The sequence below is a fragment of the Pseudomonas sp. KD5 genome, assembly GCF_012932895.1.
Classification (GTDB): Bacteria; Pseudomonadota; Gammaproteobacteria; order Pseudomonadales; family Pseudomonadaceae; genus Aquipseudomonas.
This window is the reverse complement of sequence record NZ_JDWJ01000017.1, coordinates 73,284-100,192: the sequence shown is the minus strand read 5'-3', so window position 1 is coordinate 100,192 and position 26,909 is coordinate 73,284. Positions and strand designations below refer to the sequence as shown.

The following is a 26,909-nucleotide window of genomic DNA, read 5'->3' as shown; positions in this document are numbered from 1 at the left end:
CACTCCAAGGAAACTGGGTGAAGATGGCTCCTGGTTCCCCTGACCTCGAACTTCATGCCGCTGCAACCTTGTAATGCGAAGTCCGACTTGTCGGCTTCTCGATACTCTTCGTGGTGGGCAATGAGGCGGGGGAGCCTCTCTACAGACAAGGTCAGGAGCAAGTCCTGCCTTCAGGAGCGGTCGGCCTCCCCCAGAAACACATCTTTGAGACAACACCGAGGAGCTTAGCTGCTCTCGCCGGGTGTTCGGCCAACATACAAGGAGCGAGGCTTGCCCGCGAAGGCATCAGCACAGCCACCGCAGATTCAGAAAGAAGGCGCTTGCCGCCGCCGCTTCCACTGACTCAGCCGCTGCTGCAGGTTCAACGGGCTATGAATCTGTTGCTGCCGCGCCCGGCTGAACAAAATCAGCATCAGCTCCGCCGTTGCCAAGGCATCGGCACTGGCGTTATGCCGTTCGAAGACCTCCAGCTTGAACCAGTCGATCCACTCATCCAGCCCGGCCTCGCGAAAGTGTGCCTGGGGACAAAGCAGCGGGGCGATGTCTGCCACGTCCAGAAACGGATGCTGCAGCTTGTAACCCAGATGTTCTTTCAGTGCGCGCCCGAGCATGTGCTGATCGAACGGCGCATGAAACGCCAACACCGGGCTGTCGCCGACAAATTCCATGAATTCGAGCAGGGCCTGCGCGGGGTCGCTGCCGGCGGCAATGGCGCTCGGACCCAGCCCATGAATCAACACGCTGGGGCCGAGTTTGAGTTCGGTGCATTGCAGCGTGCGCTCGAACTGCTGGCTGAAGTCGATCGCCCCATCCTCGATCACCACGGCTCCGATGGACAGCAGCCGATCCTTGTTCAGATTCAGTCCAGTGGTTTCCAGGTCGAGCACCACCCAGCGTTGCTCGCGCAGGCTGCAGTCGCTCAGCTGGGTCACGGCCGGCAAGCGCTCCAGACGGTGTTGCAGTTCGCCGGGTAAAACGGGACTGGCCGGGCGCAGCCATGAAAACAGGCTCATAACTGATACCGCAGGGTCAGGCTGCTTTGCAGGCGCTGGGCCTGGCGCAGGGATTCACGCAGGATGCGTCGGTCCAGATGATTGAGGCTGTCGGGATCGACTCGGTTGGAGTAGGGCAAGTTCTCCCGGGTCTGTAGCTGATGTTGCTGCATGCGGGTTTGCTGGATGAAGTGGTACGCCTCTTCATAGGCCGCGCCGTCCAGCTGATCGATGACCTCTTTTTCCACCAATTGGCGAAAGCGCTCCAGGGTGTTGTTGGCATCGATGCCGTGGGCCAGGGCCAGCACTCGCGCGCCGTCGACGAATGGAGTCAGGCCCTGGAGTTTCAGGTCGAGGGTGGCTTTCTCGCCATTCTTGCGCGCCAGGACGAATTCTCGGAAACGCCCTACGGGCGGACGGTTGCGCAGGGCGTTCTCGGCCATCATGCGCTGGAACAACCGGTTGTCGCCGACCTGATCGAGAATGCCCCGGCGCAGTTGCTCACAGCCTCGCTCATCCCCCCAGACCACGCGCAGATCGAAATAGATACTCGACCCCAGCAGGTTTTCCGGTGTCGCCTCGCGGATAAACGCTGCAAAGCGTCGTGCCCACTCGATCCGGGACAAACACAGCTCGGGGTTGCCGGCCATGATGTTGCCTTTGCACAAGGTAAAGCCGCACAGTGCGAGGCTCTGATTGACCTGCTGGGCGATGGGCAGCAACTTGCCGCGAATCTCGGCGGCGTGGGCCGCATCGCGAGCTTCGAACAGAATGCCGTTGTCCTGATCGGTGTGCAGCGTCTGCTCGCGGCGGCCTTCGCTGCCGAAGCAAAGCCAACTGAACGGCACGCCGGGGTCACCTTTCTCCGCCAAGGCCAGTTCGATCACCCGGCACACGGTATGGTCGTTGAGCAGGGTGATGATATGGGTGATCTGCGTCGAGGACGCGCCGTGGGCCAGCACCCGCTCGACCAATTGGCCAATCTCGCCGCGGATCGCCACCAGGTTCTCTACCCGTTGGGCACTGCGAATGGTCCGCGCCAGGTGCACCAGATCGACCCTTTGCAGGGAAAACAGGTCGCGCTCCGAAACTACGCCGCACAGGCGCTGGTCCTTGACCAGGCAGACGTGGGCGATGTGTCGCTCGGTCATGGCGATCGCTGCGTCGAAGGCACTGTGGTCCGGCGTCAGGTAAAACGGTGCCGGGGTCATGTGCCGCTCGATGGATTCATTGAAATCACTGGTGCCGTTGGCCACCACATGCCGCAAGTCGCGCAGGGTGAAAATGCCCAGCGGCGCCTTTTGTTCATCGACCACCACAATGCTGCCGACTTGCTGATCGTGCATCAGCGTCACCGCTTCACGCAGGGGTGTGATCGGGCTGCAGGTAACTGGGTGACGCATGGCCAATTCGCCCAGCCGGGTATTGAGCGAATACTGGGTGCCGAGGGTTTCCACGGCTTTTTGCTGGACTTGCTGATTGACCTGGTCCAGCAAGCTGCTGACACCACGTAGGGCAAAGTCGCGGAACGGGTTGGACAGTGCGAACAGTTTGATGAACGCGAGCTTATTCAGCTGTAGGCAAAAGGTATCTTCGGCCGCCAGATGTTCGGTGCGGGTCGCACGTTCGCCCAGCAGCGCGGCAAGGGGAAAGCACTCGCCGGTGGTGATTTCGAAAGTGGTTTCGGTGCCGCCCTTGGCCGTGTGCGGGCGCTCCCCCACGACCCGGCCCTGTTTGACGATGTAGAAATGCTCGATCGGGCCATCGGCGGGTTTGATGATGCTCTCGCCGGGGGCATAAAAACGCAGCTGGCATTGCTCCACCAGATAGGCCAGGTGAGCGTTTTCCATCTGATTGAAGGGGGGGAAGCGCTGCAGGAATTGCAAAGTGCCCTGGATGTTCTGCAACACCGCGGTTTTCCCTGCCTGGGTGAAGGCGTCCGCTTTACTCATAACCATTACCGCAGTCTTTTTCTGATTGTTGTGTCGGATCGTTGTTTCAGATCGTTCCAGGCATGGTCGACCCCTGCGGGCAGGGTGCCCATTGGACGTAAGTCTAGGTAGGCAGTGCAGCGGCCGGAATATGGGAAATGTCTGACACAACGGTGGGAAAAACCTCCTACATTGTCTATTGGAAAAGATTCCGACGAAGTGCACATTGAAGTCTGCTGAGCGATGTCTGACACCCTGTGTCAGGGATCGCATTGAAAACGTTGAGAACGCCATGTCCGACCACGATATTTTGAGTGATGCCGAGCGCGAAGCGCTCAGCGCCGTCATGCTGGAACCAGACTTGCCGCCGCAGCGGGTGCTGATCGTCGATGACGATAAGGATGCCCGCGAATTGCTGTCGGAAATTCTGGGGCTCGATGGCATTCACTGCATGACGGCGGCCAGTGGCGAAACGGCGCTCAAAATGCTGGAAGAGAAGCCATCGATCGGTCTGGTGATTACCGACCTGCGGATGGGGCACGTCGATGGCCTGGAACTGATCCGCCAAGTGCGTGAGTCGGCACGTGCGGCATTGCCGATCATCATCGTTTCCGGCGACGCCGACGTGAAGGATGCGATCGAAGCCATGCATTTGCACGTCGTGGACTTTTTGCTCAAGCCCATCGATAGCGAAAAATTGCTTGAATTGGTCAAGCATGAGCTGGGGATGGATCTGTAGCGCGGACTTCCAGGTTGGCAGCTTTTGTGGCGAGGGGGCTTGCCCCCGTTCGGCTGCGCAGCAGTCGTAGATTCTGCCGATGCGGTGTACGAAAGAATGTATGGGGCTGCTTCGCAACCCAACGGGGGCAAGCCCCCTCACCACAGGAATTGCATGTCTAGTCCTGAAACAGGTGTGAACCTATTTCAGGACTAGACAGCGTAAATGAAAAAGCCCTGATCTCTCGATCAGGGCTTTTTTACGTCCGGCTTCAGCGTTTACTCAAAGGCCATTGGCAGCTTTGAACTCGCGACGACGACGGTGCAGAACCGGCTCGGTGTAGCCGTTCGGCTGTTTAGTGCCTTCGACCACCAACTCGACCGCCGCCTGGAAGGCGATGTTGCTGTCGAAGTTGGGTGCCAGCGGGCGGTACAGCGGGTCGTTGGCGTTTTGACGGTCAACCACCGGCGCCATGCGCTTGAGGCTTTCCATCACTTGCGCTTCGGTAACGATGCCGTGGCGCAGCCAGTTGGCGATGTGCTGGCTGGAAATACGCAGCGTCGCACGGTCTTCCATCAGGCCGACGTCGTTGATGTCCGGCACTTTCGAGCAACCTACGCCCTGGTCGATCCAGCGCACCACGTAACCGAGAATGCCCTGGGCGTTGTTGTCCAGTTCGTTCTTGATCTGTTCCGCAGTCCAGCTCGGATTCACAGCCAGCGGGATAGTCAGGATGTCGTCCACCGAAGCACGCGCACGTTTGGCCAGTTCGGCCTGACGGGCGAACACGTCGACCTTGTGGTAATGCAGCGCGTGCAGCGCAGCAGCGGTCGGCGATGGAACCCAGGCGGTGTTGGCACCGGCCAATGGGTGAGCGATTTTCTGTTCCAGCATCGCTGCCATCAGGTCCGGCATGGCCCACATGCCTTTACCGATTTGGGCACGACCTTGCAGGCCGGTGCTCAAGCCAATATCGACGTTCCAGTTCTCGTAGGCACTGATCCACTTCTCGGCCTTCATGTCGGCCTTGCGCACCATCGGGCCGGCTTCCATGGAGGTGTGGATTTCATCGCCCGTGCGGTCGAGGAAACCGGTGTTGATGAACACTACGCGCTCGCTGGCAGCCTTGATGCAGGCCTTGAGGTTGACCGTGGTACGGCGCTCCTCGTCCATGATCCCGACTTTCAGCGTATTGCGCGGCAGGCCGAGGACGTCTTCGATGCGACCGAACAGCTCGTTGGTGAACGCGGCTTCTTCCGGGCCGTGCATCTTCGGCTTCACGATGTAGACCGATCCGGTACGGCTGTTCTTGCGCGAGCTGTTGCCATTGAGGCTGTGGATCGCCGCGAGGCAAGTCACCAGACCGTCGAGAATGCCTTCCGGCACTTCGTTGCCGTCTTTGTCGAGGATCGCGTCAATGGTCATCAGGTGACCGACGTTGCGCACAAACAACAGCGAGCGACCGTGCAGGCTCAGTTCGCTGCCATCAAGAGCGGTGTAGGTGCGGTCGGCGTTCATGGTGCGGGTAAAGGTCTGACCGCCCTTGGAGACTTCTTCCGACAGGTCGCCCTTCATCAGGCCGAGCCAGTTGCGATAGATCACCACTTTGTCATCGGCATCGACTGCGGCGACCGAGTCTTCGCAGTCCATGATGGTGGTCAGCGCGGCTTCCATCAGGATGTCTTTGACGCCGGCAGCGTCGGTCTGGCCGACCGGGGTGCTGGCGTCGATCTGGATTTCGAAGTGCAGGCCGTTGTTCTTCAGCAGGATCGCGGTCGGAGCCGCTGCATCGCCGTGGAACCCGATCAGTTGAGCATCGTTGTGCAGGCCGGTGTTGCTGCCACCTTTGAGGGCGACCACCAGTTTGCCGTCTACGATTTTGTAGCCGGTGGAGTCGACGTGGGAGCCGGCAGCCAATGGCGCGGCTTCGTCGAGGAAAGCGCGGGCGAAGGCAATAACCTTGTCGCCACGTACCTTGTTGTAGCCTTTGCCCTTTTCCGCGCCATCCGTTTCGCTGATGGCGTCGGTGCCGTAGAGCGCGTCATACAGCGAACCCCAGCGGGCGTTCGAGGCGTTGAGCGCGAAACGGGCGTTCATTACCGGCACCACCAACTGTGGGCCGGCCATGCGGGCGATTTCGTCATCGACGTTTTGTGTCGTTGCCTGGAAATCGGCCGCTTCTGGCAGCAGATAACCGATGTCTTGCAGGAAGGCTTTGTAGGCCACCGCATCGTGCGCAACACCTGCACGAGCCTGGTGCCAGGCATCAATGCGAGCCTGGAAATCATCGCGTTTGGCGAGTAGGGCTTTGTTCTTCGGTGCCAGGTCATGGATGACCTTGTCAGCACCGGCCCAGAACGTGTCGGCGGTGAGGCCGGTACCGGGAATGGCTTCGTTGTTCACGAAGTCGAACAGGACTTTGGCGACCTGCAGGCCACCGACTTGAACGTGTTCAGTCATTGCTTGCCTCACTCTGCTCAGCTATTTCGCTTTTCAGCTCTTCAATTTAACAATGAAGCCTCTGGCCATTTAAACCACAAACCCTTCTACCAGTACATGCCATTGCTGGCGGCTGGGTTCGTTCCGATCAACGGCATTGCGGCCTTGCTGACGGGGCTTTCAGGGTTGCGAGTGTGCCTGCGGCAGACATCGATCCAACGTTATGTAGTGCGCGCTGCGGCATACTACATGATGAATTGCGGTTGTGAAAATTAGACTAATTACGTCGTTCTGCGACCCCATGACGCATTGCAGTCATGTCGGGGAACAGGATGTTCTCAAAAAACTATTGGATTGTTCCAGTTAAATATAAAAACTTGTACACATAATATTCGATGCCCTGCTATGGAGATGGGGCTTTTGTGGCTAGGGGGCTTGCCCCCGTTCGGCTGCGAAGCAGTCGTAGATCGCCTGATGCGAATACGCTGGAGAAACTCAAGTGGCCGCTTCGCGACCCAACGGGGGCAAGCCCCCTCGCCACAACCAGCGCCTTGCCTATACTTGCCTTTCCATAACAAAAGTCATGACAAGAGGGCTGTGCCATGGACCATCTCGTACTCACGGTATTCGCCCCGGACAAGCCCGGGCAGGTCGAGCGCATTGCCCAATGCATTGCCGAGCATGGCGGCAACTGGCTGGAGAGCCGCATGTCGCGCATGGCCGGGCAGTTCGCCGGGATTCTTCGGGTGGGCGTACCGGCCGAAGCCTACGATGAACTGGTAGACGCCCTACAGGGACTGTCGACCCAGGGCATCCGTGTGATGATCGCCGAAAGCAGCATCGAACAATCCTGCACCTGGAAGCCGATTGCCATGGAACTGGTGGGCAATGATCGTCCGGGCATTGTGCGGGACATTACGCGTCTGTTGAGTGAGCAAGGGGTGAGCCTGGAGCGGCTGGTGACCGAAGTGCGTCCGGCGCCGATGAGCAGCGAGCCGTTGTTCCATGCCGAAGCAATTCTTGCGGTGCCCTTGACCTTGTCGCTGGAGGTGCTGCAATCGCGCCTGGAAACCCTGGCGGACGACCTGATGGTCGAATTGGTGCTGCGCAGCGAACCTTGAACAGGTTATCCAAGTTATACGTGCACCTGCCTGTGGATAACCTGTAGAGACACCCCGCCAGCCCATGCCGGCCGGGGCTCTTCAGGATCTGATCAAAAAACCAGCAGTTTCAGTGACTTGCGCACAAACGCCGGGGATCACGCTGTGGATAACCTTGGGAAGGATGGATGCAGGCCACGGGATACGTGGCCTGTAGAGGTTTGTACGTTTTCTGATCAGCTACGGCGGCGCAGACTTATCCACGCGTCGACGCTGTAAACCGCCAGACCTGCCCAGATGAAGATAAACGCCACCAGCGTGCTGGATGACAAGTGTTCGCCAAACAGCAGGACGGCTTGCAACAGCACCAGCGTCGGCGCCAGGTACTGGAGAAATCCGAGGGTGGTGTAGGGCAAGTGCCGTGCGGCGGCGTTGAAACACACCAGCGGCACCAGCGTCACCGGACCGGCGGCTACCAGCCACCAGGCTTCGGAGCTGGTCCAGAATGCGGCTTGCGCGCTGGTCGCCGTCGGATTGAACAGCAGCCAGGCGACAGCAATCGGCACCAGCATCCAGGTTTCCACCACCAGCCCCGGCAGCGCCTTGACCGGCGCCTGTTTGCGGATCAGGCCGTAGAAGCCGAAGGTCAATGCCAGCACCAGCGACACCCACGGCAGACTGCCGACTTGCCACACTTGCTGCGCGACACCGACCGCCGCCAGCCCCACCGCAATCCACTGCATGCGCCTTAGCCGTTCGCCGAGGATCAGCATCCCCAGCAGCACGTTTACCAACGGGTTGATGTAGTAACCGAGGCTGGCCTCAAGCATGCGTCCGTTGTTCACCGACCAGACGTAAGTCAGCCAGTTGGCCGCGATCAGCGTGCCGCTCAGGGCCAGGATCGCCAGCCGCCGTGGATTCTCACGCAGCTCACGCCACCAGCCGGGATGCTTCCAGACGAGCAGCAGCAAGGCGCCGAACAACGCAGACCAAAGCACTCGGTGGATGATGATCTCCACGGCGGGCACGCTGGCGATGGCTTTGAAGTAGAGCGGGAAAAGTCCCCAGATGATGTAGGCACTCAGGCCCAGGATGTACCCGCGACGCAGGTTGGCGGCTTGCATGAGAATCCTTGCTTAGGCAGCTAACAAAGAGGGGATTGTATAGATGTGTCATGACTTTTGTAGGCGCGAGGCTTGCTCGCGAAGAACTTTAACGCCGTTTGCCGGCTAGCCCGCATCGATCTTTTCGCGGGCAAGCCTCATTCCTGCAAGGGGCGCGGCGTCAAAAGAGTTTCAATGGCTCTTCATTCAGCGCCGCCAATTGCTCACGCAACGCCAACACTTGATCGCCCCAATAGCGTTCGGTGCCGAACCACGGAAAGCTGCGAGGGAAGGCCGGGTCGTCCCAGCGACGGGCGAGCCAGGCGCTGTAGTGCATCAACCGCAAGGCGCGCAGCGGTTCGATCAGTGCCAGTTCCCGCGGGTCGAAGTCGTGGAATTCGCTGTAGCCGTCCATCAGTTCCGACAATTGCCCCAGACATTCCTGGCGGTCACCCGCCAGCATCATCCAGATATCCTGCACCGCCGGGCCCATGCGGCAGTCGTCCAGGTCGACGATGTGGAACATTTCATCGCGGCACATCATGTTGCCGGGGTGGCAATCGCCATGTATGCGGATGTTCTGGTGTGGCGTGGCCTGGTAGACCTCTTCCACGCGCTTGAGCAAGTCGCGGGCGACGGACTCGTAGGCCGGCAGCAGACTGCGCGGTACGAAATTACCTTCGAGCAAGGTGGCCAGTGAGTCGTGACCGAAGTTTTTCACCCCAAGCACTTCACGGTGTTCGAACGGTTTTGTAGCGCCGACCGCATGCAGACGACCCAGCAGTTGGCCCAGGCGATACAGCTGATCAAGGTTGCCCGGCTCCGGTGCGCGACCACCCCGGCGCGGGAACAGGGTGAAACGGAATCCGGCATGTTCGTGCAGGCTTTCATCGTTGTGGATCAGCGGCGCGACCACCGGTATATCGCACTCGGCGAGTTCGAAGGTGAATTGGTGTTCTTCGAGAATCGCTTCGTTGGTCCAGCGCAGCGGACGGTAAAACTTGGCGATCAGCGGCTCGGAGTCTTCGATGCCGACCTGATAGACACGGTTCTCGTAGCTGTTGAGCGCCAGAATGCGCGCGTCGCTGAGAAAGCCGATGCTTTCCACGGCATCGAGCACGAGGTCTGGGGTGAGGGTTTCAAACGGGTGGGCCATGCTGACTCCTGCGCGCGGCAGGCTGCCGCGTCCGGCCAAGCATGGTAGCGCAGACGGGGCCTCTTTAGGGGGTGGGCTTGAGGTAAGTGTGGTTTGGGCTGACGCTTTCGCGGGCAAGCCTTGCTCCTACAGTAGGCGCGAGACTTGCCGCGAAGAGGCCCTGTCAGGCGCCGACGATCCCGCCATCCTCGCGGGTAATCGCCATCACCGAAGACCGCGGCTTGCCATTGGGCAGGTGTTCAGGGAATGTCGACCCGCCGTTTTCCCCCGGATGCTGAATCCCGACAAACAAGGTCTTCTGATCCGGCGAGAAGCTGATCCCCGTCACCTCACAGCCCACTGGCCCGACCATGAAACGGCGGATCTCACCGGTTGCCGGGTCGGCGCACAGCATCTGGTTATTGCCCATGCCCGCGAAGTCGCCCGCGTTGCTCGTGTCGCCGTCGGTCAGAATCCACAAGCGTCCGGCCTTGTCGAAGCCCAGGCCGTCCGGGCTGTTGAACATGTTCTGCGGGGTGATGTTTGACGAGCCGGCCTTCGGCGTGCCGGCGTGGACGCCCGGGTTGCCGGCGACCACAAACAGGTCCCAGGCAAAGCTATTCGAACCGTGATCGTCGCGGTCGGTGCGCCAGCGCAGGATCTGCCCGTAGACGTTCTTCTCGCGTGGGTTCGGGCCGCCCACCGGTTGGCCTTCTTCGCCGCGTTTGGCGTTGTTGGTCAGGGTGCAATAAACCTGGCCGTCCTTGGGGCTGACGACGATCCATTCCGGGCGGTCCATGCGCGTGGCGGTTACCACACTGGCTGCGAGACGTGCATGAATCAGCACTTCGGCCTGATCGGCAAAGCCGCTGCTGGCGTCGATGCCGTTCTTGCCGTGGGTCAGTTCGATCCACTGACCCTGGCCTTTCGGATGATCGGCGTTGCCGTCGCCCGCATCGAAACGCGCCACGTACAAGGTGCCGTGGTCCAGCAGATCGCGGTTGGCCTTGGGGTTTTTGTGGTTGATCTTGTCGCGGCTGACGAATTTATAGATGAACTCGCCACGTTCGTCGTCGCCCATGTACACCACGGCACGACCGTCGTTGGTTTCAGCCAGGGCAGCGTTTTCATGTTTGAAGCGGCCCAGCGCGGTGCGTTTGACCGGCGTCGATTGCGGATCGAACGGGTCGATTTCCACCACCCAGCCGTGGCGGTTGAGTTCGTTGGGATTTTTCGCCAGGTCGAAGCGCGGATCGTGTTGATGCCAGTTGATGTCTTTGCTGGTTGCCACTGCGCCGTAGCGTTTCTGCGCGGCGTCGAATTTTTGCTCGGCATTGCTGCTGCCGAAGCAGTCGGTGAAGTTCTCTTCGCAGGTCAGATAAGTGCCCCACGGCGTTTTGCCGTTGGCGCAATTCTGGAAGGTGCCGAGGACTTTCTTGCCGTGTTTGTCGGCACTGGTTTTCAGCAGGTCGTGACCCGCTGCGGGGCCGCTCAGTTTGATGGGCGCATTACCGTGAATGCGCCGGTTGTAGCGCGAGCCCTGGACGAATTGCCACTGGCCGTTCTTGCGCTGCACTTCGATCACTGACACGCCTTCGCAGGCCAGGGCCTTGCGCACATCTTCCGCCGATTGCGGCATGCCGCCGTGGGGGTAGAGGTAGCGGTAATTGGTGTATTCGTTGTTGATCGCCATCAGCGCCCGGTCTTTGTCACCGGGGAATTCGAACAGGCTCATGCCGTCGTTGTTGTCGCCGAACTGGACTTCCTGAGCCTGGGCCGTGCCGTTGCCGCTCGGGTCGAATGCCGGGCCATTCTTTTGCAGTGGCTGGCCCCAGCTGATCAGCACCGAGGATTTGTAGCCCGGTGGCAGGGTGATGGTGTCGGTCGTGGCGGCGGCGATGCTGTCGAAGCCCAACAGTTTGCTGGAGCCGGCGCTGACGCTGGCGGCCAGCACACTGCGACTCAGCAGGTTGCCACCGAGGAACATCGCCGCACCGCAGAGGGCGCCGGCGCTGATGAAGCCACGACGGCTGAGGCCGACCATTTTTTCGAGGTCGGTGGGTTGGTTGTCTTCTAATAGGCTCACATCAGGCTCCCTGCGGGTTTTTGCAGTCACCTTAAGGGCGGTTGATGAAGCTTTTGTTGCAGTGTCTACAGGCTAGAGCGGTGTACCCAGCAGGATGTTCGATGGCGCGAACTGCACCTGCACCGGTTTACCGGCGGCAAGCCCGAGGTTTTTCAGGTGCAGCGGCTCGGCCAGGGCGCAAAGTGTCTGGCCATTGGGCAGGCCGATGCGCACTTCGCTGGGGCTGTCTTCGGCGTCGAGGATTTCTTCGATCGTGCCCTTCAGGCAATTGTTGCCATGTGTTGCAGCTTGATCGATGCCAAGCAGTTCCAGCCAACCGGCCTTGATCAGTGCGACCACTTCGGTACCCGTTTCCAGCTCCAGGCGCAGGGTGCTGTCGTGAGTGATCTGCGCGTCGATGAGCAAGCCTTCGGCCAGTTCAAGGCGGATCCGGTCGTTGCGCCCCTGTGCATCGATCGCCACGACCTTGCCGTGCAATTGATTGCGCGCGCTGGTTCTGAGCATCAGCCGACCGAGCAAGTCCAGGTCGCTGGCCTCTTCAGCGGCTTCCAGAACCTGAGCCTGCAACGCTTGCAGCTTTTGATACAGGCGCAACACGCGCTCGCCTTCGCTGGACAATTTGGCGCCACCGCCGCCCTTGCCACCAACGCTGCGCTCCACCAGTGGTTTCTGCGCGAGGTTGTTCAGCTCGTCGATGGCGTCCCACGCGGCCTTGTAACTCAGGCCGGCGCTTTTTGCGGCGCGGGTGATCGAGCCCTGTTCGGCGATGTGTTGCAGCAACGCAATGCGTTGCGGACGACGGACAATGTGCTGGGACAACAACGTAGGCAAGGACATGGCAAGGCGCTTTGGGCTGTGGCGATGGATGGGACGTTGGCGACTTGGCGTGCGGGAGTCAAGTCAGGCCCCATCGCCAGGTTTGGGGGTACGGGCCAGGCAGTAGACGTCGACCCGCGTCGCCCCCGCCGCCATCAACAGCCGGGCCAGGGCCTGTGCAGTGGCGCCGGTGGTCAGCACATCGTCCACCAGGGCGAAGTGGCGACCTTTGACCGAAGCCTCGGGCGCCAGGGCGAAGGCGTGGCGCAGGTTCTTTTTACGTGCGTCGGCATTAAGGTCTTGTTGCGCGCTGGTGTCCTGAGTCCTCACCAATAGCGTTTCATCGCAAGGAATGTCGAGGCCGGCGCTGAGCCAGCGGGCGAGCATCGCCGCCTGGTTGAAACCCCGCTGGCGCAGCCGCTTGGGGGCCAGCGGTACCGGTATCAGCGCGTCGGGCCGATCCAGATCTTCATCGAAGCGATGTTGCAGGAACTGAGCAAGAAGTTCGGCGAGCAGGCGGCCAAACGGCCATTTTGCGCTGTGCTTGAAGCGGGTGATCAAACTGTCGACGGGAAAGCTGTAAGTCCAGGGCGCGGCGACTCGCTCGAAGGCTGGCGGTTGTTTCAGGCATTGGCCGCACGTCAGGCCGGTGGCGGGCAAGGGCAGGGCGCAGGTATGGCATTGGTCGCCCAGCCAGGGCAGCTCGGTTTCGCAGGCCATGCAGATCGGTATGGTGTCGTCCGCGACCTCTGAGCAGAGCAAACAGGATTGTTTGTTTTTTAACCAGATGTAAACCGGTCCTTCGTATCGTGGTTGACAGTGCATGAGTCTTCCTTAAATATGCCGAACATCCGTGTCGCGTCTGTGGGTATTCCATTCCCCAGTCGCTTGCCAAGCATAACCAAGGAATCGCCCATGAGCGCCAGCACCACTGCCACCCTGCGTCACGACTGGTCTTTGGCTGAAGTCAAAGCACTCTTCGTTCAGCCATTCAATGACCTGTTGTTCCAGGCGCAAACGGTGCACCGCGCGCATTTCGATGCCAATCGCGTCCAGGTTTCCACCCTGCTGTCGATCAAGACCGGCGCGTGCCCTGAAGACTGCAAATATTGTCCGCAGTCGGGTCACTACAACACTGGCCTGGAAAAAGAAAAACTGATGGAAGTGCAGAAGGTCCTCGAAGAGGCCGCTCGCGCCAAGGCCATCGGTTCGACCCGTTTCTGCATGGGCGCGGCGTGGAAACACCCGTCGGCCAAAGACATGCCTTACGTGCTGGAGATGGTCAAAGGCGTGAAAGCCATGGGCCTGGAAACCTGCATGACCCTTGGTCGTCTCGATCAGGACCAGACCGTCGCCCTGGCCGAAGCCGGCCTGGACTACTACAACCACAACCTCGACACCTCGCCGGAGTTCTACGGCAGCATCATCACCACCCGCACTTACAGCGAGCGCCTGCAAACCCTGGCCTACGTGCGTGATTCGGGGATGAAGATCTGCTCCGGCGGCATTCTCGGCATGGGCGAGTCCCTCGACGACCGCGCCAACCTGCTGATCCAGCTGGCCAACCTGCCAGAGCATCCAGAGTCGGTGCCGATCAACATGTTGGTGAAAGTCGCCGGCACGCCGCTGGAAAATGCCGACGACGTCGATCCGTTCGACTTCATCCGCATGCTCGCCGTTGCACGCATCCTTATGCCGAAATCCCATGTACGCCTGTCCGCCGGTCGCGAAGCGATGAACGAGCAGATGCAGGCCCTGGCGTTCTTTGCCGGCGCCAACTCGATTTTCTACGGCGAAAAACTGCTGACCACCGCCAACCCGCAGGCAGACAAGGACATGCAACTGTTCTCGCGTCTGGGCATCCTGCCGGAAGCTCGCGAGGAGCACGCCGACGAAGTGCATCAGGCCGCCATCGAACAGGCACTGGTGGAGCAGAAGAGCAGCGAGCAGTTCTATAACGCTGCTGTTTAACCCACGCAAAACCCTGTAGGAGCCTGCTTGCTGGCGATAGCATCACAACGGTCATTCAGACAGACCGTGGTGATGCTATCGCCAGCAAGCAGGCTCCTACACTCTGATCTTCGAGGCCTGCATGTCTTTCGATCTCGCCGCACGCCTTGCTGCCCGTCGTGCCGAAAACCTTTATCGCCAGCGCCCGCTGCTTGAAAGCCCTCAAGGCCCGGAAGTGGTGGTCGATGGTCAACCATTGCTGGCGTTCTGTAACAACGATTACCTGGGGCTGGCCAATCATCCGCAAGTGATCGAAGCCTGGCGTGCCGGCGCGTCTTGTTGGGGCGTGGGCGGTGGTGCTTCACATCTGGTGATTGGCCACAGCGGCCCGCATCACGCGCTGGAAGAAGCCCTTGCCGAATTCACCGGACGTCCGCGCGCATTGCTGTTCACCACCGGCTACATGGCCAACCTCGGTGCGGTCACTGCATTGGTCGGGCAGGGCGATACGGTGCTGGAAGACCGGCTCAATCACGCGTCGTTGCTGGATGCCGGTTTGCTGTCCGGTGCGCGTTTCAACCGCTATCTGCATAACGACGCGGCCAGTCTGGCAAAACGCCTTGAGAAGGCCACCGGCAATACGCTGGTGGTCACCGACGGCGTGTTCAGCATGGACGGCGACATCGCCGATCTGCCGGCGCTGGCGCGGGAAGCCAAGGCCAAAGGCGCCTGGTTGATGGTCGATGACGCTCACGGCTTTGGTCCGCTGGGCGCCAATGGCGGTGGGGTCGTCGAGCATTTCGGCCTGAGTCAGGAGGACGTGCCGGTGTTGGTTGGCACCCTCGGCAAGGCGTTCGGTACGGCCGGTGCTTTTGTGGCTGGCAGTGAGGAGTTGATCGAGAGCCTGATCCAGTTCGCTCGCCCCTACATCTACACCACCAGCCAGCCGCCGGCACTGGCCTGCGCGACGCTTAAAAGCCTGGAATTGTTGCGCAGCGAACACTGGCGACGTGAGCATTTGCAGGCGCTGATTCGCCAGTTCCGCCAAGGCGCCGAGCAGATTGGCCTGGAGTTGATGGACAGCTTCACGCCGATTCAGCCGATCATGATTGGCGATGCCGGGCGCGCGGTCCGGCTGTCGCAGATGCTGCGTGAGCGTGGCTTGATGGTGACCGCGATCCGTCCACCGACCGTGCCTGCCGGCAGCGCCCGCTTGCGCGTAACCCTGACCGCCGCTCACAGCGAGGCGCAGGTGCAGCTATTGTTAAATGGACTGGCCGATTGTTTTCAACAACTGGGACCGGAGCCAAGCCATGCGTGATCGTCTGATTCTGCTGCCGGGCTGGGGTCTCGGGATTTCGCCGCTGGAACCCTTGGCGGCTGCCTTGCAAGGCTTGGATGAGCATCTGCGCGTCGAAATCGAACCACTGCCGGAACTGGAATCGAGCGACCTTGAAGAATGGCTCGATGAACTGGATTCGACGCTGCCCCAGGATGCCTGGCTCGGTGGCTGGTCATTGGGCGGCATGCTGGCGTCCGAATTGGCGGCGAAGCGTGGTGACCGTTGCTGCGGTTTGGTGACCCTGGCGAGTAATCCTTCTTTTGTCGCCCATGAGCAGTGGTCGAGCGGGATGCCCGGCGAGACCTTCGACGCGTTTCTGGCCGGTTGCAAAGTCGACCCAGGCATAACGTTGAAACGTTTCTCGCTGCTGTGCACCCAAGGTGCCGCAGACCCGCGCGGGCTATCGCGGCTGTTGCTCGCTGGCGCACCGCTTTCGTCTCCATCGGTGCTGATGAGCGGCCTGGAGTTGCTTGCACAGCTGGATACCCGGCAAGCGTTGCAGGCGTTTCGTGGTCCGCAATTGCACTTGTTCGGTGGCCTCGACGGATTGGTCCCGGCCGAAGCGGCGGGGGATTTGCTGACGCTGCTGCCGGATGTCGAAATCGGTCTGATTGAACAGGCCAGCCACGCGTTTCTTCTGGAAGACCCCCATGGTGTGGCGGGGGCGATTCAGGCCTTTTTGCATGAGTCCGGTGATGACTGATTTGTCCCTTCCCAACCTGCCCGGCGGCTTGCCCGATAAACGCCAGGTAGCGGCGTCCTTTTCCCGAGCGGCAGCGAGCTACGACAGCGTGGCCGAATTGCAGCGCGACGTTGGCAATGAATTGTTGCGTCGCTTACCGGAGGATTTTGTCCCGGGTCGATGGCTGGACATGGGTTGTGGCACCGGGTATTTCAGCCGTGCGCTCGGTGAGCGTTTTCCTGCCGGCAACGGGCTGGCCCTTGATATCGCAGAGGGGATGCTCAATCACGCCCGTCCCTTGGGCGGCGCCAACCATTTCATCGCCGGTGATGCCGAACGCTTGCCGTTGCAGGATTCGACCTGCGACCTGGTCTTCTCCAGCCTGGCGGTGCAATGGTGCGCGGATTTCGCCTCGGTGCTCAACGAAGCGAATCGGGTGCTGAAACCGGGCGGTATTTTCGCGTTTGCTAGTCTGTGTGTAGGGACTCTGTACGAATTGCGCGACAGCTGGCGTCAGGTGGATGGCATGGTGCACGTAAACCGCTTCCGCGAGTTCGGTGTTTACCAGCAGCTTTGCGCGGGCAGTGGCTTGAAGGTTATCAGCCTTGAAACACATCCACATGTGTTGCATTACCCCGATGTCCGCAGCCTGACCCATGAGCTCAAGGCTCTCGGGGCGCATAACCTGAACCCCGGTCGGCCGGGCGGTTTGACCGGCAGGGCGCGAATCCTCGGCTTGATCGAGGCTTACGAGCAGTTTCGTCAGGCACAGGGACTGCCGGCGACTTATCAAGTGGTTTACGCCGTGCTGGAGAAACCCTTATGAGCGCAGCCTATTTCATCACTGGTACTGACACCGATGTCGGCAAGACCACCGTCGCCGCAGGTTTGCTGCATGCCGCGCGATTGGCGGGGTTGAGCACCGCGGCGGGTAAGCCGGTAGCCTCCGGGTGTGAGCTCACGCCCAAGGGGCTACGCAACGCCGATGCGCTGGCACTGCTGGCCGAATGCTCGATACCGTTGACCTACGATCAGGTCAATCCGGTCGCGTTCGAGCCGGCGATCGCACCGCATCTGGCGGCGCGGGAGGCTGGCGTGGCGCTAACCGTGCAATCGTTGCTGGCACCAATGCGGCAGGTTCTGGATCTGCAGGCGGACTTCACCTTGATCGAAGGCGCTGGCGGCTGGCGAGTGCCGTTGGCGGATCAAGACAATCTGTCAGACCTGGCCATGGCGCTGGATCTGCCGGTGATCCTGGTGGTCGGCGTGCGCCTGGGCTGCATCAACCATGCGCTGCTGACGGCCGAGGCAATTGCTCGCGATGGTTTGCAGTTGGCGGGGTGGGTGGCGAACATCATCGATCCGAAGACCTCGCGTCTTGAAGAGAACCTGGCGACGCTGGCCGAGCGCATTCCCGCGCCGTGCTTGGGGCGGGTGCCGAAACTCAAGTCGGTGACGGCCGAAGCGGTGGCCGAACATCTACAGCTGGATCTGCTGGACTGACGTTTCTGGCGTGGGTTTTACCTATGATAAGGCACTGTGCCATTAGTGTTTTTGTCGGGCCTTTTAGCGGCGTGTCTGGTTCAATGGCCGCTGTTGATCCTTTGTAGGACGAGTTCTCCCATGGAAATCTCAGGAAACACCGCTTTTTATGCCGGTCTGAGCACTATTCAGACAGGGCAGAACCGTGTCGATCAGGCTTCGGGGCAGATCGCCAACAACACCATCGAGCGTTCGGTCACCAGTCAGTCCTCCGAGGTTCAGGTCGATCGTCTACGCTCGGTAGACCGCAGCCAGCAATCGGATCTGGCCAGCAATGTGGTCGAGATGTCTCAAGGCAAGTTTCAGGTGGAACTTGGTGTCAAAGTCGCCAAGGCCTCCGATGAAATGCTCGGTACGTTGATCGATACCTTCGCCTGATTCCTCATTGAATTCACTACCCCAGCGCCGCGCCTGTTCGCGGCGTTTTTCTGCGTAAGTCCTTCTCCCTCAACTAATCTCTCCTACATGACGTGTTGCTCAATCAACGACGTTGCGCCACTGCGCGCCCAAGATTTTCATAGATCGAAGACGAACGGCAAAAGATCGGCGCTTGACAAGATTTGGGCGTAAACGTATGTTTCAAACAACTGTTTGACCGTTACAACAAATCACCACGGTCGTTCATTCCCGGTTACATCAGCAGAGGTTTATCGCTATGCCTGACTACAAGGCCCCCTTGCGTGATATTCGCTTCGTTCGTGACGAACTGCTCGGCTACGAAGCGCACTATCAGAGCCTTCCGGCTTGCCAGGACGCAACTCCGGACATGGTTGACGCCATTCTCGAAGAAGGCGCCAAGTTTTGTGAGCAGGTGCTGGCTCCGCTGAACCGTGTGGGTGACATCGAAGGCTGCACCTGGAGCGAGTCCGGCGTTAAAACTCCGACTGGCTTCAAAGAAGCCTACAAGCAATTCGTCGAAGGCGGCTGGCCAAGCCTGGCTCACGACGTAGAGCACGGCGGCCAGGGCCTGCCGGAGTCTCTGGGCCTGGCTGTCAGCGAAATGGTTGGCGAGGCCAACTGGTCGTGGGGCATGTACCCAGGCCTGTCCCATGGCGCGATGAACACTATTTCCGAGCATGGCACGCCTGAGCAGCAAGAGGCTTACCTGACCAAACTGGTTTCCGGCGAATGGACCGGCACCATGTGCCTGACCGAACCGCACTGCGGCACTGACCTGGGCATGTTGCGCACCAAGGCCGAACCTCAGGCCGACGGCTCCTACAAAGTGTCCGGCACCAAGATCTTCATCTCGGCCGGTGAGCACGATATGGCCGACAACATCGTCCACATCGTTCTGGCACGTCTGCCGGACGCACCTGCCGGCACCAAAGGCATCTCGCTGTTCATCGTGCCGAAATTCCTGCCGAACGCAGATGGCTCGATCGGCGCGCGCAACGCTGTGAGCTGCGGTTCCCTGGAACACAAGATGGGCATCCACGGCAACGCCACCTGCGTGATGAACTTCGACGCGGCCACCGGTTACCTGATCGGCCCGGCGAACAAAGGCCTGAACTGCATGTTCACCTTCATGAACACCGCACGTCTGGGTACCGCGCTGCAAGGTCTGGCACACGCCGAGATCGGTTTCCAGGGCGGCCTGAAATACGCTCGCGATCGCCTGCAAATGCGCTCCCTGACTGGCCCGAAAGCGCCGGACAAAGCCGCTGACCCGATCATCGTTCACCCTGATGTACGTCGCATGCTGTTGACCATGAAGGCGTTCGCCGAAGGCAACCGTGCGATGGTTTACTTCACCGCCAAGCAAGTCGACATCGTCAAATACGGTGTCGATGAAGAAGAGAAGAAGAAAGCCGACGCATTGCTGGCCTTCATGACGCCGATCGCCAAAGCCTTCATGACTGAAGTCGGTTTCGAATCCGCCAACCACGGCGTGCAGATCTACGGTGGCCACGGCTTCATCGCCGAGTGGGGCATGGAGCAGAACGTTCGCGACAGCCGTATTTCGATGCTGTACGAAGGCACCACCGGCATCCAGGCACTCGACCTGCTGGGCCGTAAAGTGCTGATGACTCAAGGCGAAGCGCTCAAGGGCTTCACCAAGATCGTCCACAAGTTCTGCCAGAGCAACGAAGGCAATGACGCGGTCAAAGAGTTCGTCGAGCCATTGGCTGCGCTGAACAAAGAATGGGGCGAGCTGACCATGAAGGTCGGTATGGCGGCCATGAAAGATCGCGAAGAAGTCGGCGCAGCATCCGTGGACTACCTGATGTACTCCGGTTACGCCTGCCTGGCCTACTTCTGGGCTGACATGGCGCGTCTGGCGGCCGAGAAACTGGCTGCCGGTACCACCGAAGAGGCGTTCTACACCGCCAAGCTGCAGACTGCGCGCTTCTACTTCCAGCGCATCCTGCCGCGTACCCGCACTCACGTTGCAACCATGCTGTCGGGCGCCAACAACCTGATGGACATGAAAGAAGAAGACTTCGCACTGGGTTACTAAGCCCTACGCAGTCTCTTCACAAAGCCGCTGCTTCTTCGGAAGCAGCGGCTTTTTTATGCCTGACGCAAACGATCACGTCTTTAAATATTCCTGACTAAAACGCTAAGAAGAACGACTTTGCTGCCGTTAAAGAGGCTGCGATGTGACGCGTGTCACATTGCAGGTGCTTAGCTGCTCCAAATGCAGGCACAATGCCATCTTGTTTGCCGGGTCGGAGCTTTACCCTTGCCGCGTTCTTCCGCTGTACGTTTCAGCCATTTTTTGCCATCGCTGCTGTTGTTGCTCGCGGGGCTTGCGGCTGCCTACGTCAAGGATCTCAACGTCTTCTTCACTTCGCTGTTCAACGTGCTGCCCACTCTGGTGCTGTTGCTCGGCGGTGCGTATTGCGCGGTTTATCGACGTCAGCGTGAACTGTTTTTGATGGTCACGGTGTACATCGCCTACTTTCTGCTCGACACCCAGACTGACTATTACCGCGACAACGGCAAGGTTCGTGAAGACGCCGCGGTGGTGTTCCATCTGTGCTGTCTGTTGTTGCCGTTGCTGTTTGGCTTGTTCGCTGCCTGGCAAGAGCGTACTCACCTGTTCCAGGACATGGTGGCGCGTTTCGCTGTGTTGCTGGCGTTCGGCAGTGTGGCGCTGGGGCTGGAGCAAAGTTACCCACAGGCGCTGCTGATGTGGCTGTCGGAGATCCGCTGGCCGGCGTTGCATGGTGCGTGGATGAGCCTGATCCAATTGTCTTATCCCGTGTTCATCGCCTCGTTCCTGTTATTGGCCTGGCAATACTGGCGCAACCCAAGACCTTTGCACGCTGCGCAATGGGTGGGGCTGTTGGGATTGTTCTGGATGTTGCCGAAAACCTTCATCCTGCCCTTCACCCTCAACATCATGTGCAGCCAGGTGATGTTGATGATTGCCGCCGCGGTTGCCCATGAGGCCTATCAGATGGCTTTCCGCGACGAACTCACCGGCCTGCCGGGGCGCCGCGCCCTGAACGAGCGCATGCAACGGCTGGGGCGCAATTACGTGCTGGCGATGAGCGACGTCGACCACTTCAAGAAATTCAACGACACCCACGGCCACGATGTCGGCGACCAAGTGTTGCGTCTGGTCGCCAGCAAGCTGTCGAAAATCAGTGGTGGTGGTAGGGCATATCGCTACGGCGGTGAGGAATTTGCCTTGGTGTTCGCAGGCAAGACCCTCGAAGAGTGCATGCCGCATCTGGAGGTCATCCGCGAATCCATCGCCACTTACAATATCCAGCTGCGCAATCAGGACAGCCGTCCCCAGGATGACCAGCAGGGACGCCAGCGTCGCGCGGGTTCGGGTGCCTCGAGTGTTTCGGTCACTGTCAGCATCGGCGTCGCCGAACGGCTGGAACAACGCACCCCTGAAGAAGTGCTCAAATCCGCCGACCAGGCGCTCTACAGCGCCAAGGGCGCGGGGCGAAACTGTGTGATGGCCTTCGGTCAGAACCGCCGTGGCGCAGTGCGCATGGACGCTGCTGCGGGTTGAGTGATGATGGCGCATTCAGCGTCTGGACTGTGATTGTGAGGTGTGATGCACGGCAGTAGGTTTGAGCCATCTGCTGCCGGAGAAATGACCATGCCCGAGTATAAAGCTCCCCTGCGCGACATGCGCTTTCTGATCGATCACGTCTTCGATTTTCACCGCAATTACGCCGCGCTGGGGGCCACCGATGCCAGCCCGGACATGGTCAATGCGATCCTCGAAGAAGGCGCGAAATTCTGTGAGAACGTTCTCGCACCGCTGAACCGCAGCGGCGACGAAGAAGGCTGCCATTTCGACAACGGTGTAGTCACAACGCCTACAGGTTTCAAGCAAGCATTCGCACAATACGTGGAAGGCGGCTGGCATGGTCTGGCGGCGGACCCGGCTTACGGTGGCCAGGGCCTGCCAAGTTCCTTGGGGCTGGTCATCAGCGAAATGGTCGGCTCCAGTAACACGTCCTGGGGCATGTACCCCGGCCTGACCCACGGTGCGATGTCGGCCATCCATGCCCATGGCACTGAAGAACAGAAACAGACCTACCTGAGCAAACTCACCGCAGGCCAATGGACCGGCACCATGTGCCTGACCGAAGCTCATTGCGGCACCGATCTGGGCATCATCAAGACCCGCGCCGTGCCTCAGGCCGACGGCAGTTACGCGATCTCCGGCAGCAAGATATTCATATCCGCCGGCGAACACGACATGAGTGACAACATCATTCATCTGGTGCTGGCCAAACTGCCGGACGCGCCAGCGGGGACCAAAGGTATTTCGCTGTTTATAGTGCCCAAATTCCTACCCAATGCCGAGGGCGAGGCGGGCGAGCGCAACGGCGTTTCCTGCGGCTCGATCGAACACAAAATGGGCATCAAGGCCTCGGCCACCTGCGTGCTGAATTTCGACGATGCCAAGGGTTTCTTGATCGGTGAGCCGAACAAGGGCCTGAACTGCATGTTCACCATGATGAACCACGCGCGGCTCGGCACTGGCATGCAAGGTTTGTGTCTGGGGGAGGCGAGCTTCCAGGGCGCGGTCAAATACGCCAGCGACCGTCTGCAAATGCGCTCGCTGACTGGCCCGAAAGCCCCGGAAAAACCCGCCGACCCGATCATCGTGCATCCCGATGTGCGCAGGATGTTGTTGACCATGAAGGCCTTCAACGAAGGCAACCGGGCGCTGACTTACTTCACCGCACAGTTGCTGGACGCTGCGCATATGAGCCCGGATGAAACGGCGCGTCAGGACGCCGAGGATTTGCTGGCGTTCCTCACACCAATCTGCAAAGCCTTCATGACCGACACCGGGCTGGAGGTGACCAACCTTGGCATGCAGGTGTTTGGCGGCCACGGTTTCATTCGTGAGTGGGGCATGGAGCAGTTGGTTCGCGACTGCCGGATCGCGCCGATCTACGAAGGCACCAACGGCATTCAGGCGCTGGATCTGCTGGGGCGCAAAGTCCTTGGCAGTCAGGGAAAACTGCTGCGTGGTTTCACCAAAATCGTCCATAAGTTTTGTGCGGCAAACGCTGAGCATCCGCAACTCGGCAGCTATGTGGCGCAACTCAACGATTTGAATCAGCAGTGGGGCGAATTGACCACCAGGATCGGCATGGCGGCGATGAAAAATCCGGATGAAGTGGGTGCCGCCTCGGTGGATTACCTGATGTACAGCGGCTACATCATCCTCGGCTACCTGTGGCTACGCATGGCGCTGGTGGCTCAGGCGCAGTTGGATGCAGGCACTGGGGATGCCGATTACTGCCAGGGCAAACTGGCGACCAACGAGTTTTACTTCAAGCGTTTACTGCCGCGTACGGCTGCTCATCGGGCGGCCATCGAGGCGGGTAGCGACTGTTTGATGAAGTTGCCGGCGGAGTTGTTTGCACTTTAATCATTCAAATCAGCCATAAAGAAGCCCGCCTTGCTGCGGGCTTCTTTATGAAGAACAGCTCAGTGACTAAAAATAACAAATCGGTCATGGGCTGACCCTATGTGTCGTAAAAGTTGTTGAGGTACACTCGGACACAACGAAATCACTATTCCTACGAACCACCTGTTTAGATCTTGCGAGGTTTGCCATGGCTGACTACAAAGCGCCCCTGCGCGATATGCGCTTCGTCCTCAATGAAGTTTTCGAGGTCGCCAAACTCTGGGCCGAACTGCCTGCGCTCGCCGAGACCGTCGATGCTGAAACCGTCGAAGCCATTCTGGAAGAAGCCGGCAAGGTCACCAGCAAAAGCATCGCGCCCCTGAGCCGTGCGGCTGACGAAGAAGGTTGCCACTGGGCCGACGGTGCCGTCACCACCCCTGCCGGTTTCCCACAGGCGTATCAGACCTACGCTGAAGGCGGTTGGGTCGGTGTCGGTGGCGATCCGACCTACGGCGGCATGGGCATGCCCAAGGCCGTTTCGGCGCAGGTCGAAGAAATGGTCAACTCCGCCAGCCTGTCGTTCGGTCTGTACCCGATGCTGACCGCCGGCGCCTGCCTGTCGATCAACGCCCACGCCAGCGAAGAGCTGAAAGCCGCGTACCTGCCGAACATGTACGCCGGGGTCTGGGCCGGTTCGATGTGCCTGACCGAGCCGCACGCTGGTACTGACCTGGGGATTATCCGCACCAAGGCCGAACCTCAGGCTGACGGTTCCTACAAGGTCAGCGGTACCAAGATCTTCATCACCGGCGGCGAACACGACCTGACCGAGAACATCATCCACTTGGTACTGGCCAAGCTGCCGGACGCGCCAGCAGGGCCGAAAGGTATTTCGCTGTTCCTGGTGCCGAAGTTCATGGTCAATGCCGACGGCAGCCTCGGTGCGCGCAACCCGGCGACCTGCGGTTCGATCGAACACAAGATGGGTATCCAGGCGTCCGCAACCTGCGTGATGAACTTCGACGAAGCCGTGGGTTACCTGGTCGGCGAGCCGAACAAAGGCCTGGCGGCGATGTTCACCATGATGAACTACGAGCGTCTGGGCGTCGGCATCCAGGGCCTGGCCTCGGGTGAACGTTCCTACCAGAACGCTATTGAATACGCTCGCGACCGCCTGCAGAGCCGTTCGCCGACCGGCGCGCAGAACAAGGACAAAGTGGCTGACCCGATCATCGTCCACCCGGACGTGCGTCGCATGCTGCTGACCATGAAAGCCTCGAACGAAGGCGGCCGTGCATTTTCCACTTACGTGGCGATGCAACTGGACACCGCCAAGTTCAGCGAAGACGCCACCACCCGCAAGCGCGCAGAAGACCTGGTCGCACTATTGACGCCTGTTGCCAAGGCATTCCTGACCGATTTGGGGCTGGAAACCACAGTTCATGGCCAGCAGATTTTTGGCGGCCACGGCTACATCCGTGAGTGGGGCCAGGAGCAACTGGTTCGTGACGTGCGTATCACGCAGATCTACGAAGGCACCAATGGTATTCAGGCGCTGGACCTTGTCGGGCGCAAGATCGTCGGCAGCGGCGGGGCGTTCTACAAACTGTTCGCTGACGAGATTCGTCATTTCACCGCGACGGCCAGTGCTGATTTGGCGGAGTTCACCAAACCGCTGAACGATGCAGTGGGCACCCTCGACGATCTGACCGCATGGCTGCTGGACCGGGCTAAAAACAACCCGAACGAAATCGGCGCTGCTTCGGTCGAGTATCTACAAGCATTCGGTTACACAGCCTATGCCTACATGTGGGCACTGATGGCCAAGGCAGCCTTCGGCAAGGAAGCGCAGGACGATTTCTACGCGAGCAAGCTCGGTACGGCGCGGTTCTATTTCGCCCGTCTGCTGCCGCGTATTCACTCGTTGAGCGCGTCGGTAAAGGCGGGGAGTGAGTCGCTGTTCCTGTTGGACGCAGGACAATTCTGACCCTGTAACGTCATGTAAGCATTCTCTTACATGACGTGCTGCTGTTTTCCCATATGCGCAGATTGGATCCAGAGCTAATCTACTTCACATGGACGTCGCGCAGGAAGCGCAAAGCAACAACACGGACACGTAGGATTCTGCCAGGACGGCGGAGTGAAATGGATGTCAGGGAAACAGTCTGCAAAGCCCCGCTTCGGCGGGGTTTTCTTTTGCCTGCAAAAAAGTTCAGCTCAACCCATCCAGGGCCGTCGGGCTACGCAAGTGTTCATCCATCACCTCTTCCAGCAATGTCCGCAACAACGCCAGCGAAGCCTGTTGCCGCTGCACATCCCGACACACCAACCCCACCTTCAGCGGCACCCGCGGCTCACTCAGTGGTTTCCACAGCAACTCTTGGTCGCCATGGGTCTTTTGCGAGCGTCCGGGCAGCACAGTCGCCAGCCGCGTGTGCGGCAGGCTGTCGAGAATCCCCGCCATGTTGTTCAGCTCGGCCTGCACCTGCGGCCGGCGCCCAAGACTGGCCAGTTGTGCCTGCCAGATCTGCCGCACCTGAAACTCTTCACCCAACAGCAACATGGGCAACTCGGCGGCCTGGCTCATGGAGACCTTCTTGAATTCGCGCAACGGATGGTCCGCCGGGATGACAAGGGTCAGCTCATCTTCGTACAACGGTACGCCGTGCAAACCCGGCTGACGGGGCGGCAGGTAACTGATCCCGATGTCCAGCGAACCATTGAGTAGTCGCCGCTCGATTTCCAGGCCGGTCAGTTCATAGATCTGCACCACCAGATGCGGCTGTGCCTTGCGCACGCGTTCGAGCATTTGCGGCACCAGGCTGGAGTGGACGGTCTGCAGCACGCCAATGGCCAAGGTTCGCAGCGCCTTGCCCTTGAAATTGCCCAAGGCTTCGCGCGCGCGTTGCAAGCCATCGAGCAAGGGCAGGGCATGGTTGTACAACGTGTGGGCCGCCAGGGTTGGCAGCAGACGTTTGCTGCTGCGTTCGAACAGGCTCACATCGAGGTTCTGTTCGAGTTGGCGGATCTGCTGGGACAACGCTGGCTGGGAGATAGACAGCCGCTCGGCGGCCCGACCGACGTGGCCCTCTTCGTAGACCGCGACGAAATAACGCAGTTGTTTGAAATCCATAAGAAATACTTATCGAAAATGCTGAGAAATCGAAATGGCTCAGTGCCTTGCCTACGCCTAGTCTAACCGCATTCACAAGGCTTACAGGGCCATAAAGC

Annotated in this window: 21 protein-coding genes; 12 read left to right on the top strand and 9 right to left on the bottom strand. The window is 59.8% G+C overall.

The genetic code is table 11. The annotated features are described in order from the left end of the window. Positions 1 to 305: 305 nt before the first annotated feature. Positions 306 to 1,013, bottom strand: a complete 708-nt coding sequence (locus AF70_RS27740) for a PolC-type DNA polymerase III (protein WP_019580698.1) — start codon at positions 1,011 to 1,013, stop codon at positions 306 to 308. After that, positions 1,010 to 2,950, bottom strand: coding sequence for a putative nucleotidyltransferase substrate binding domain-containing protein (locus AF70_RS27735; RefSeq protein ID WP_028940257.1), 1,941 nt, complete (start codon positions 2,948 to 2,950; stop codon positions 1,010 to 1,012). The genes AF70_RS27740 and AF70_RS27735 overlap by 4 nt, the downstream gene beginning before the upstream one ends. A 265-nt stretch (positions 2,951 to 3,215) precedes the next feature. Here AF70_RS27735 and AF70_RS27730 point away from each other — a divergent pair, with 265 nt between their 5' ends. Then, positions 3,216 to 3,662, top strand: coding sequence for a response regulator (locus tag AF70_RS27730; protein WP_018928810.1), 447 nt, complete (start codon positions 3,216 to 3,218; stop codon positions 3,660 to 3,662). A gap of 261 nt (positions 3,663 to 3,923) precedes the next feature. Here the strand turns inward: AF70_RS27730 and AF70_RS27725 are convergent, their stop codons facing one another. After that, positions 3,924 to 6,101, bottom strand: coding sequence for a malate synthase G (locus AF70_RS27725; RefSeq protein WP_028940258.1), 2,178 nt, complete (start codon positions 6,099 to 6,101; stop codon positions 3,924 to 3,926). 581 nt (positions 6,102 to 6,682) lie between these two features. On the opposite strand from AF70_RS27725, the gene AF70_RS27720 reads away from it, so the two are divergent. Beyond that, positions 6,683 to 7,201, top strand: a complete 519-nt coding sequence (locus AF70_RS27720; protein ID WP_007936467.1) for a glycine cleavage system protein R — start codon at positions 6,683 to 6,685, stop codon at positions 7,199 to 7,201. A 215-nt stretch (positions 7,202 to 7,416) separates the two neighbouring features. Here the strand turns inward: AF70_RS27720 and rarD are convergent, their stop codons facing one another. From rarD to AF70_RS27695, 5 genes are all read right to left on the bottom strand, one after another. Then, entirely contained in the window at positions 7,417 to 8,304 is an 888-nt protein-coding gene (rarD, locus tag AF70_RS27715) for an EamA family transporter RarD (protein WP_018928812.1), read from the bottom strand. 160 nt (positions 8,305 to 8,464) lie between these two features. Further along, on the bottom strand, positions 8,465 to 9,439 hold the full coding sequence (locus AF70_RS27710) for a serine/threonine protein kinase (RefSeq protein WP_018928813.1): 975 nt from the start codon (positions 9,437 to 9,439) through the stop codon (positions 8,465 to 8,467). A 163-nt stretch (positions 9,440 to 9,602) separates the two neighbouring features. Next, positions 9,603 to 11,504 (bottom strand): PhoX family phosphatase, encoded by a 1,902-nt coding sequence (locus AF70_RS27705; protein WP_028940259.1) that lies wholly within the window; start codon positions 11,502 to 11,504, stop codon positions 9,603 to 9,605. A 72-nt stretch (positions 11,505 to 11,576) separates the two neighbouring features. After that, a complete protein-coding gene (locus AF70_RS27700) occupies positions 11,577 to 12,341 on the bottom strand; it encodes a TOBE domain-containing protein (RefSeq protein WP_018928815.1) in 765 nt (254 codons plus the stop codon). Positions 12,342 to 12,404: 63 nt separating this feature from the next. After that, positions 12,405 to 13,145 (bottom strand): ComF family protein, encoded by a 741-nt coding sequence (locus AF70_RS27695; RefSeq protein ID WP_028940260.1) that lies wholly within the window; start codon positions 13,143 to 13,145, stop codon positions 12,405 to 12,407. A 90-nt stretch (positions 13,146 to 13,235) separates the two neighbouring features. Here AF70_RS27695 and bioB point away from each other — a divergent pair, with 90 nt between their 5' ends. The 10 genes from bioB to AF70_RS27645 all read left to right on the top strand — a co-directional run bounded on the left by bioB (position 13,236) and on the right by AF70_RS27645 (position 25,665). Next, positions 13,236 to 14,291 (top strand): biotin synthase BioB, encoded by a 1,056-nt coding sequence (gene bioB / locus AF70_RS27690; RefSeq protein WP_008008198.1) that lies wholly within the window; start codon positions 13,236 to 13,238, stop codon positions 14,289 to 14,291. 121 nt (positions 14,292 to 14,412) lie between these two features. Further along, positions 14,413 to 15,591, top strand: a complete 1,179-nt coding sequence (bioF, locus tag AF70_RS27685; protein WP_019580704.1) for an 8-amino-7-oxononanoate synthase — start codon at positions 14,413 to 14,415, stop codon at positions 15,589 to 15,591. Continuing rightward, on the top strand, positions 15,584 to 16,315 hold the full coding sequence (locus tag AF70_RS27680) for an alpha/beta fold hydrolase (RefSeq protein WP_028940261.1): 732 nt from the start codon (positions 15,584 to 15,586) through the stop codon (positions 16,313 to 16,315). The genes bioF and AF70_RS27680 overlap by 8 nt, the downstream gene beginning before the upstream one ends. Continuing rightward, a complete protein-coding gene (gene bioC / locus AF70_RS27675) occupies positions 16,308 to 17,120 on the top strand; it encodes a malonyl-ACP O-methyltransferase BioC (RefSeq protein ID WP_028940262.1) in 813 nt (270 codons plus the stop codon). The genes AF70_RS27680 and bioC overlap by 8 nt, the downstream gene beginning before the upstream one ends. Further along, positions 17,117 to 17,797: a dethiobiotin synthase gene (gene bioD / locus AF70_RS27670; RefSeq protein WP_028940263.1), complete on the top strand. Its 681-nt coding sequence runs from the start codon at positions 17,117 to 17,119 to the stop codon at positions 17,795 to 17,797. Before bioC ends, bioD begins: the two co-directional genes overlap by 4 nt. A 120-nt stretch (positions 17,798 to 17,917) precedes the next feature. Continuing rightward, entirely contained in the window at positions 17,918 to 18,214 is a 297-nt protein-coding gene (locus AF70_RS27665) for a hypothetical protein (RefSeq protein WP_007936482.1), read from the top strand. A 277-nt stretch (positions 18,215 to 18,491) separates the two neighbouring features. Then, positions 18,492 to 20,297 carry a phenylacyl-CoA dehydrogenase gene (locus AF70_RS27660; RefSeq protein ID WP_019580708.1) on the top strand — a complete coding sequence of 602 codons (1,806 nt, stop codon included), beginning with the start codon at positions 18,492 to 18,494 and terminating at the stop codon, positions 20,295 to 20,297. Positions 20,298 to 20,522: 225 nt separating this feature from the next. Continuing rightward, positions 20,523 to 21,812, top strand: coding sequence for a GGDEF domain-containing protein (locus AF70_RS27655; RefSeq protein WP_028940264.1), 1,290 nt, complete (start codon positions 20,523 to 20,525; stop codon positions 21,810 to 21,812). 90 nt (positions 21,813 to 21,902) lie between these two features. Continuing rightward, entirely contained in the window at positions 21,903 to 23,699 is a 1,797-nt protein-coding gene (locus AF70_RS27650) for an acyl-CoA dehydrogenase C-terminal domain-containing protein (RefSeq protein WP_028940265.1), read from the top strand. Between the two features lie 187 nt (positions 23,700 to 23,886). After that, on the top strand, positions 23,887 to 25,665 hold the full coding sequence (locus AF70_RS27645) for an acyl-CoA dehydrogenase C-terminal domain-containing protein (protein WP_018928824.1): 1,779 nt from the start codon (positions 23,887 to 23,889) through the stop codon (positions 25,663 to 25,665). Between the two features lie 225 nt (positions 25,666 to 25,890). On the opposite strand, the gene AF70_RS27640 is transcribed toward AF70_RS27645, so the two are convergent. Continuing rightward, complete coding sequence (locus tag AF70_RS27640) at positions 25,891 to 26,811, bottom strand: LysR family transcriptional regulator (protein ID WP_028940266.1); 921 nt, start codon at positions 26,809 to 26,811, stop codon at positions 25,891 to 25,893. Positions 26,812 to 26,909: the final 98 nt, after the last annotated feature.

Bases quoted from the DNA above. Each gene is read 5' to 3' on its own strand.
- AF70_RS27695 (WP_028940260.1), bottom strand. From the start codon at position 13,145: ATGCACTGTCAACCACGATACGAAGGACCGGTTTACATCTGGTTAAAA.
- bioC (WP_028940262.1), top strand. From the start codon at position 16,308: ATGACTGATTTGTCCCTTCCCAACCTGCCCGGCGGCTTGCCCGATAAA.
- bioD (WP_028940263.1), top strand. From the start codon at position 17,117: ATGAGCGCAGCCTATTTCATCACTGGTACTGACACCGATGTCGGCAAG.
- bioB (WP_008008198.1), top strand. From the start codon at position 13,236: ATGAGCGCCAGCACCACTGCCACCCTGCGTCACGACTGGTCTTTGGCT.
- AF70_RS27665 (WP_007936482.1), top strand. From the start codon at position 17,918: ATGGAAATCTCAGGAAACACCGCTTTTTATGCCGGTCTGAGCACTATT.
- AF70_RS27730 (WP_018928810.1), top strand. From the start codon at position 3,216: ATGTCCGACCACGATATTTTGAGTGATGCCGAGCGCGAAGCGCTCAGC.
- AF70_RS27740 (WP_019580698.1), bottom strand. From the start codon at position 1,013: ATGAGCCTGTTTTCATGGCTGCGCCCGGCCAGTCCCGTTTTACCCGGC.
- AF70_RS27700 (WP_018928815.1), bottom strand. From the start codon at position 12,341: ATGTCCTTGCCTACGTTGTTGTCCCAGCACATTGTCCGTCGTCCGCAA.
- AF70_RS27660 (WP_019580708.1), top strand. From the start codon at position 18,492: ATGCCTGACTACAAGGCCCCCTTGCGTGATATTCGCTTCGTTCGTGAC.
- AF70_RS27735 (WP_028940257.1), bottom strand. From the start codon at position 2,950: ATGGTTATGAGTAAAGCGGACGCCTTCACCCAGGCAGGGAAAACCGCG.
- rarD (WP_018928812.1), bottom strand. From the start codon at position 8,304: ATGCAAGCCGCCAACCTGCGTCGCGGGTACATCCTGGGCCTGAGTGCC.
- AF70_RS27640 (WP_028940266.1), bottom strand. From the start codon at position 26,811: ATGGATTTCAAACAACTGCGTTATTTCGTCGCGGTCTACGAAGAGGGC.
- AF70_RS27680 (WP_028940261.1), top strand. From the start codon at position 15,584: ATGCGTGATCGTCTGATTCTGCTGCCGGGCTGGGGTCTCGGGATTTCG.
- AF70_RS27645 (WP_018928824.1), top strand. From the start codon at position 23,887: ATGGCTGACTACAAAGCGCCCCTGCGCGATATGCGCTTCGTCCTCAAT.
- AF70_RS27720 (WP_007936467.1), top strand. From the start codon at position 6,683: ATGGACCATCTCGTACTCACGGTATTCGCCCCGGACAAGCCCGGGCAG.
- AF70_RS27650 (WP_028940265.1), top strand. From the start codon at position 21,903: ATGCCCGAGTATAAAGCTCCCCTGCGCGACATGCGCTTTCTGATCGAT.
- AF70_RS27725 (WP_028940258.1), bottom strand. From the start codon at position 6,101: ATGACTGAACACGTTCAAGTCGGTGGCCTGCAGGTCGCCAAAGTCCTG.
- bioF (WP_019580704.1), top strand. From the start codon at position 14,413: ATGTCTTTCGATCTCGCCGCACGCCTTGCTGCCCGTCGTGCCGAAAAC.
- AF70_RS27710 (WP_018928813.1), bottom strand. From the start codon at position 9,439: ATGGCCCACCCGTTTGAAACCCTCACCCCAGACCTCGTGCTCGATGCC.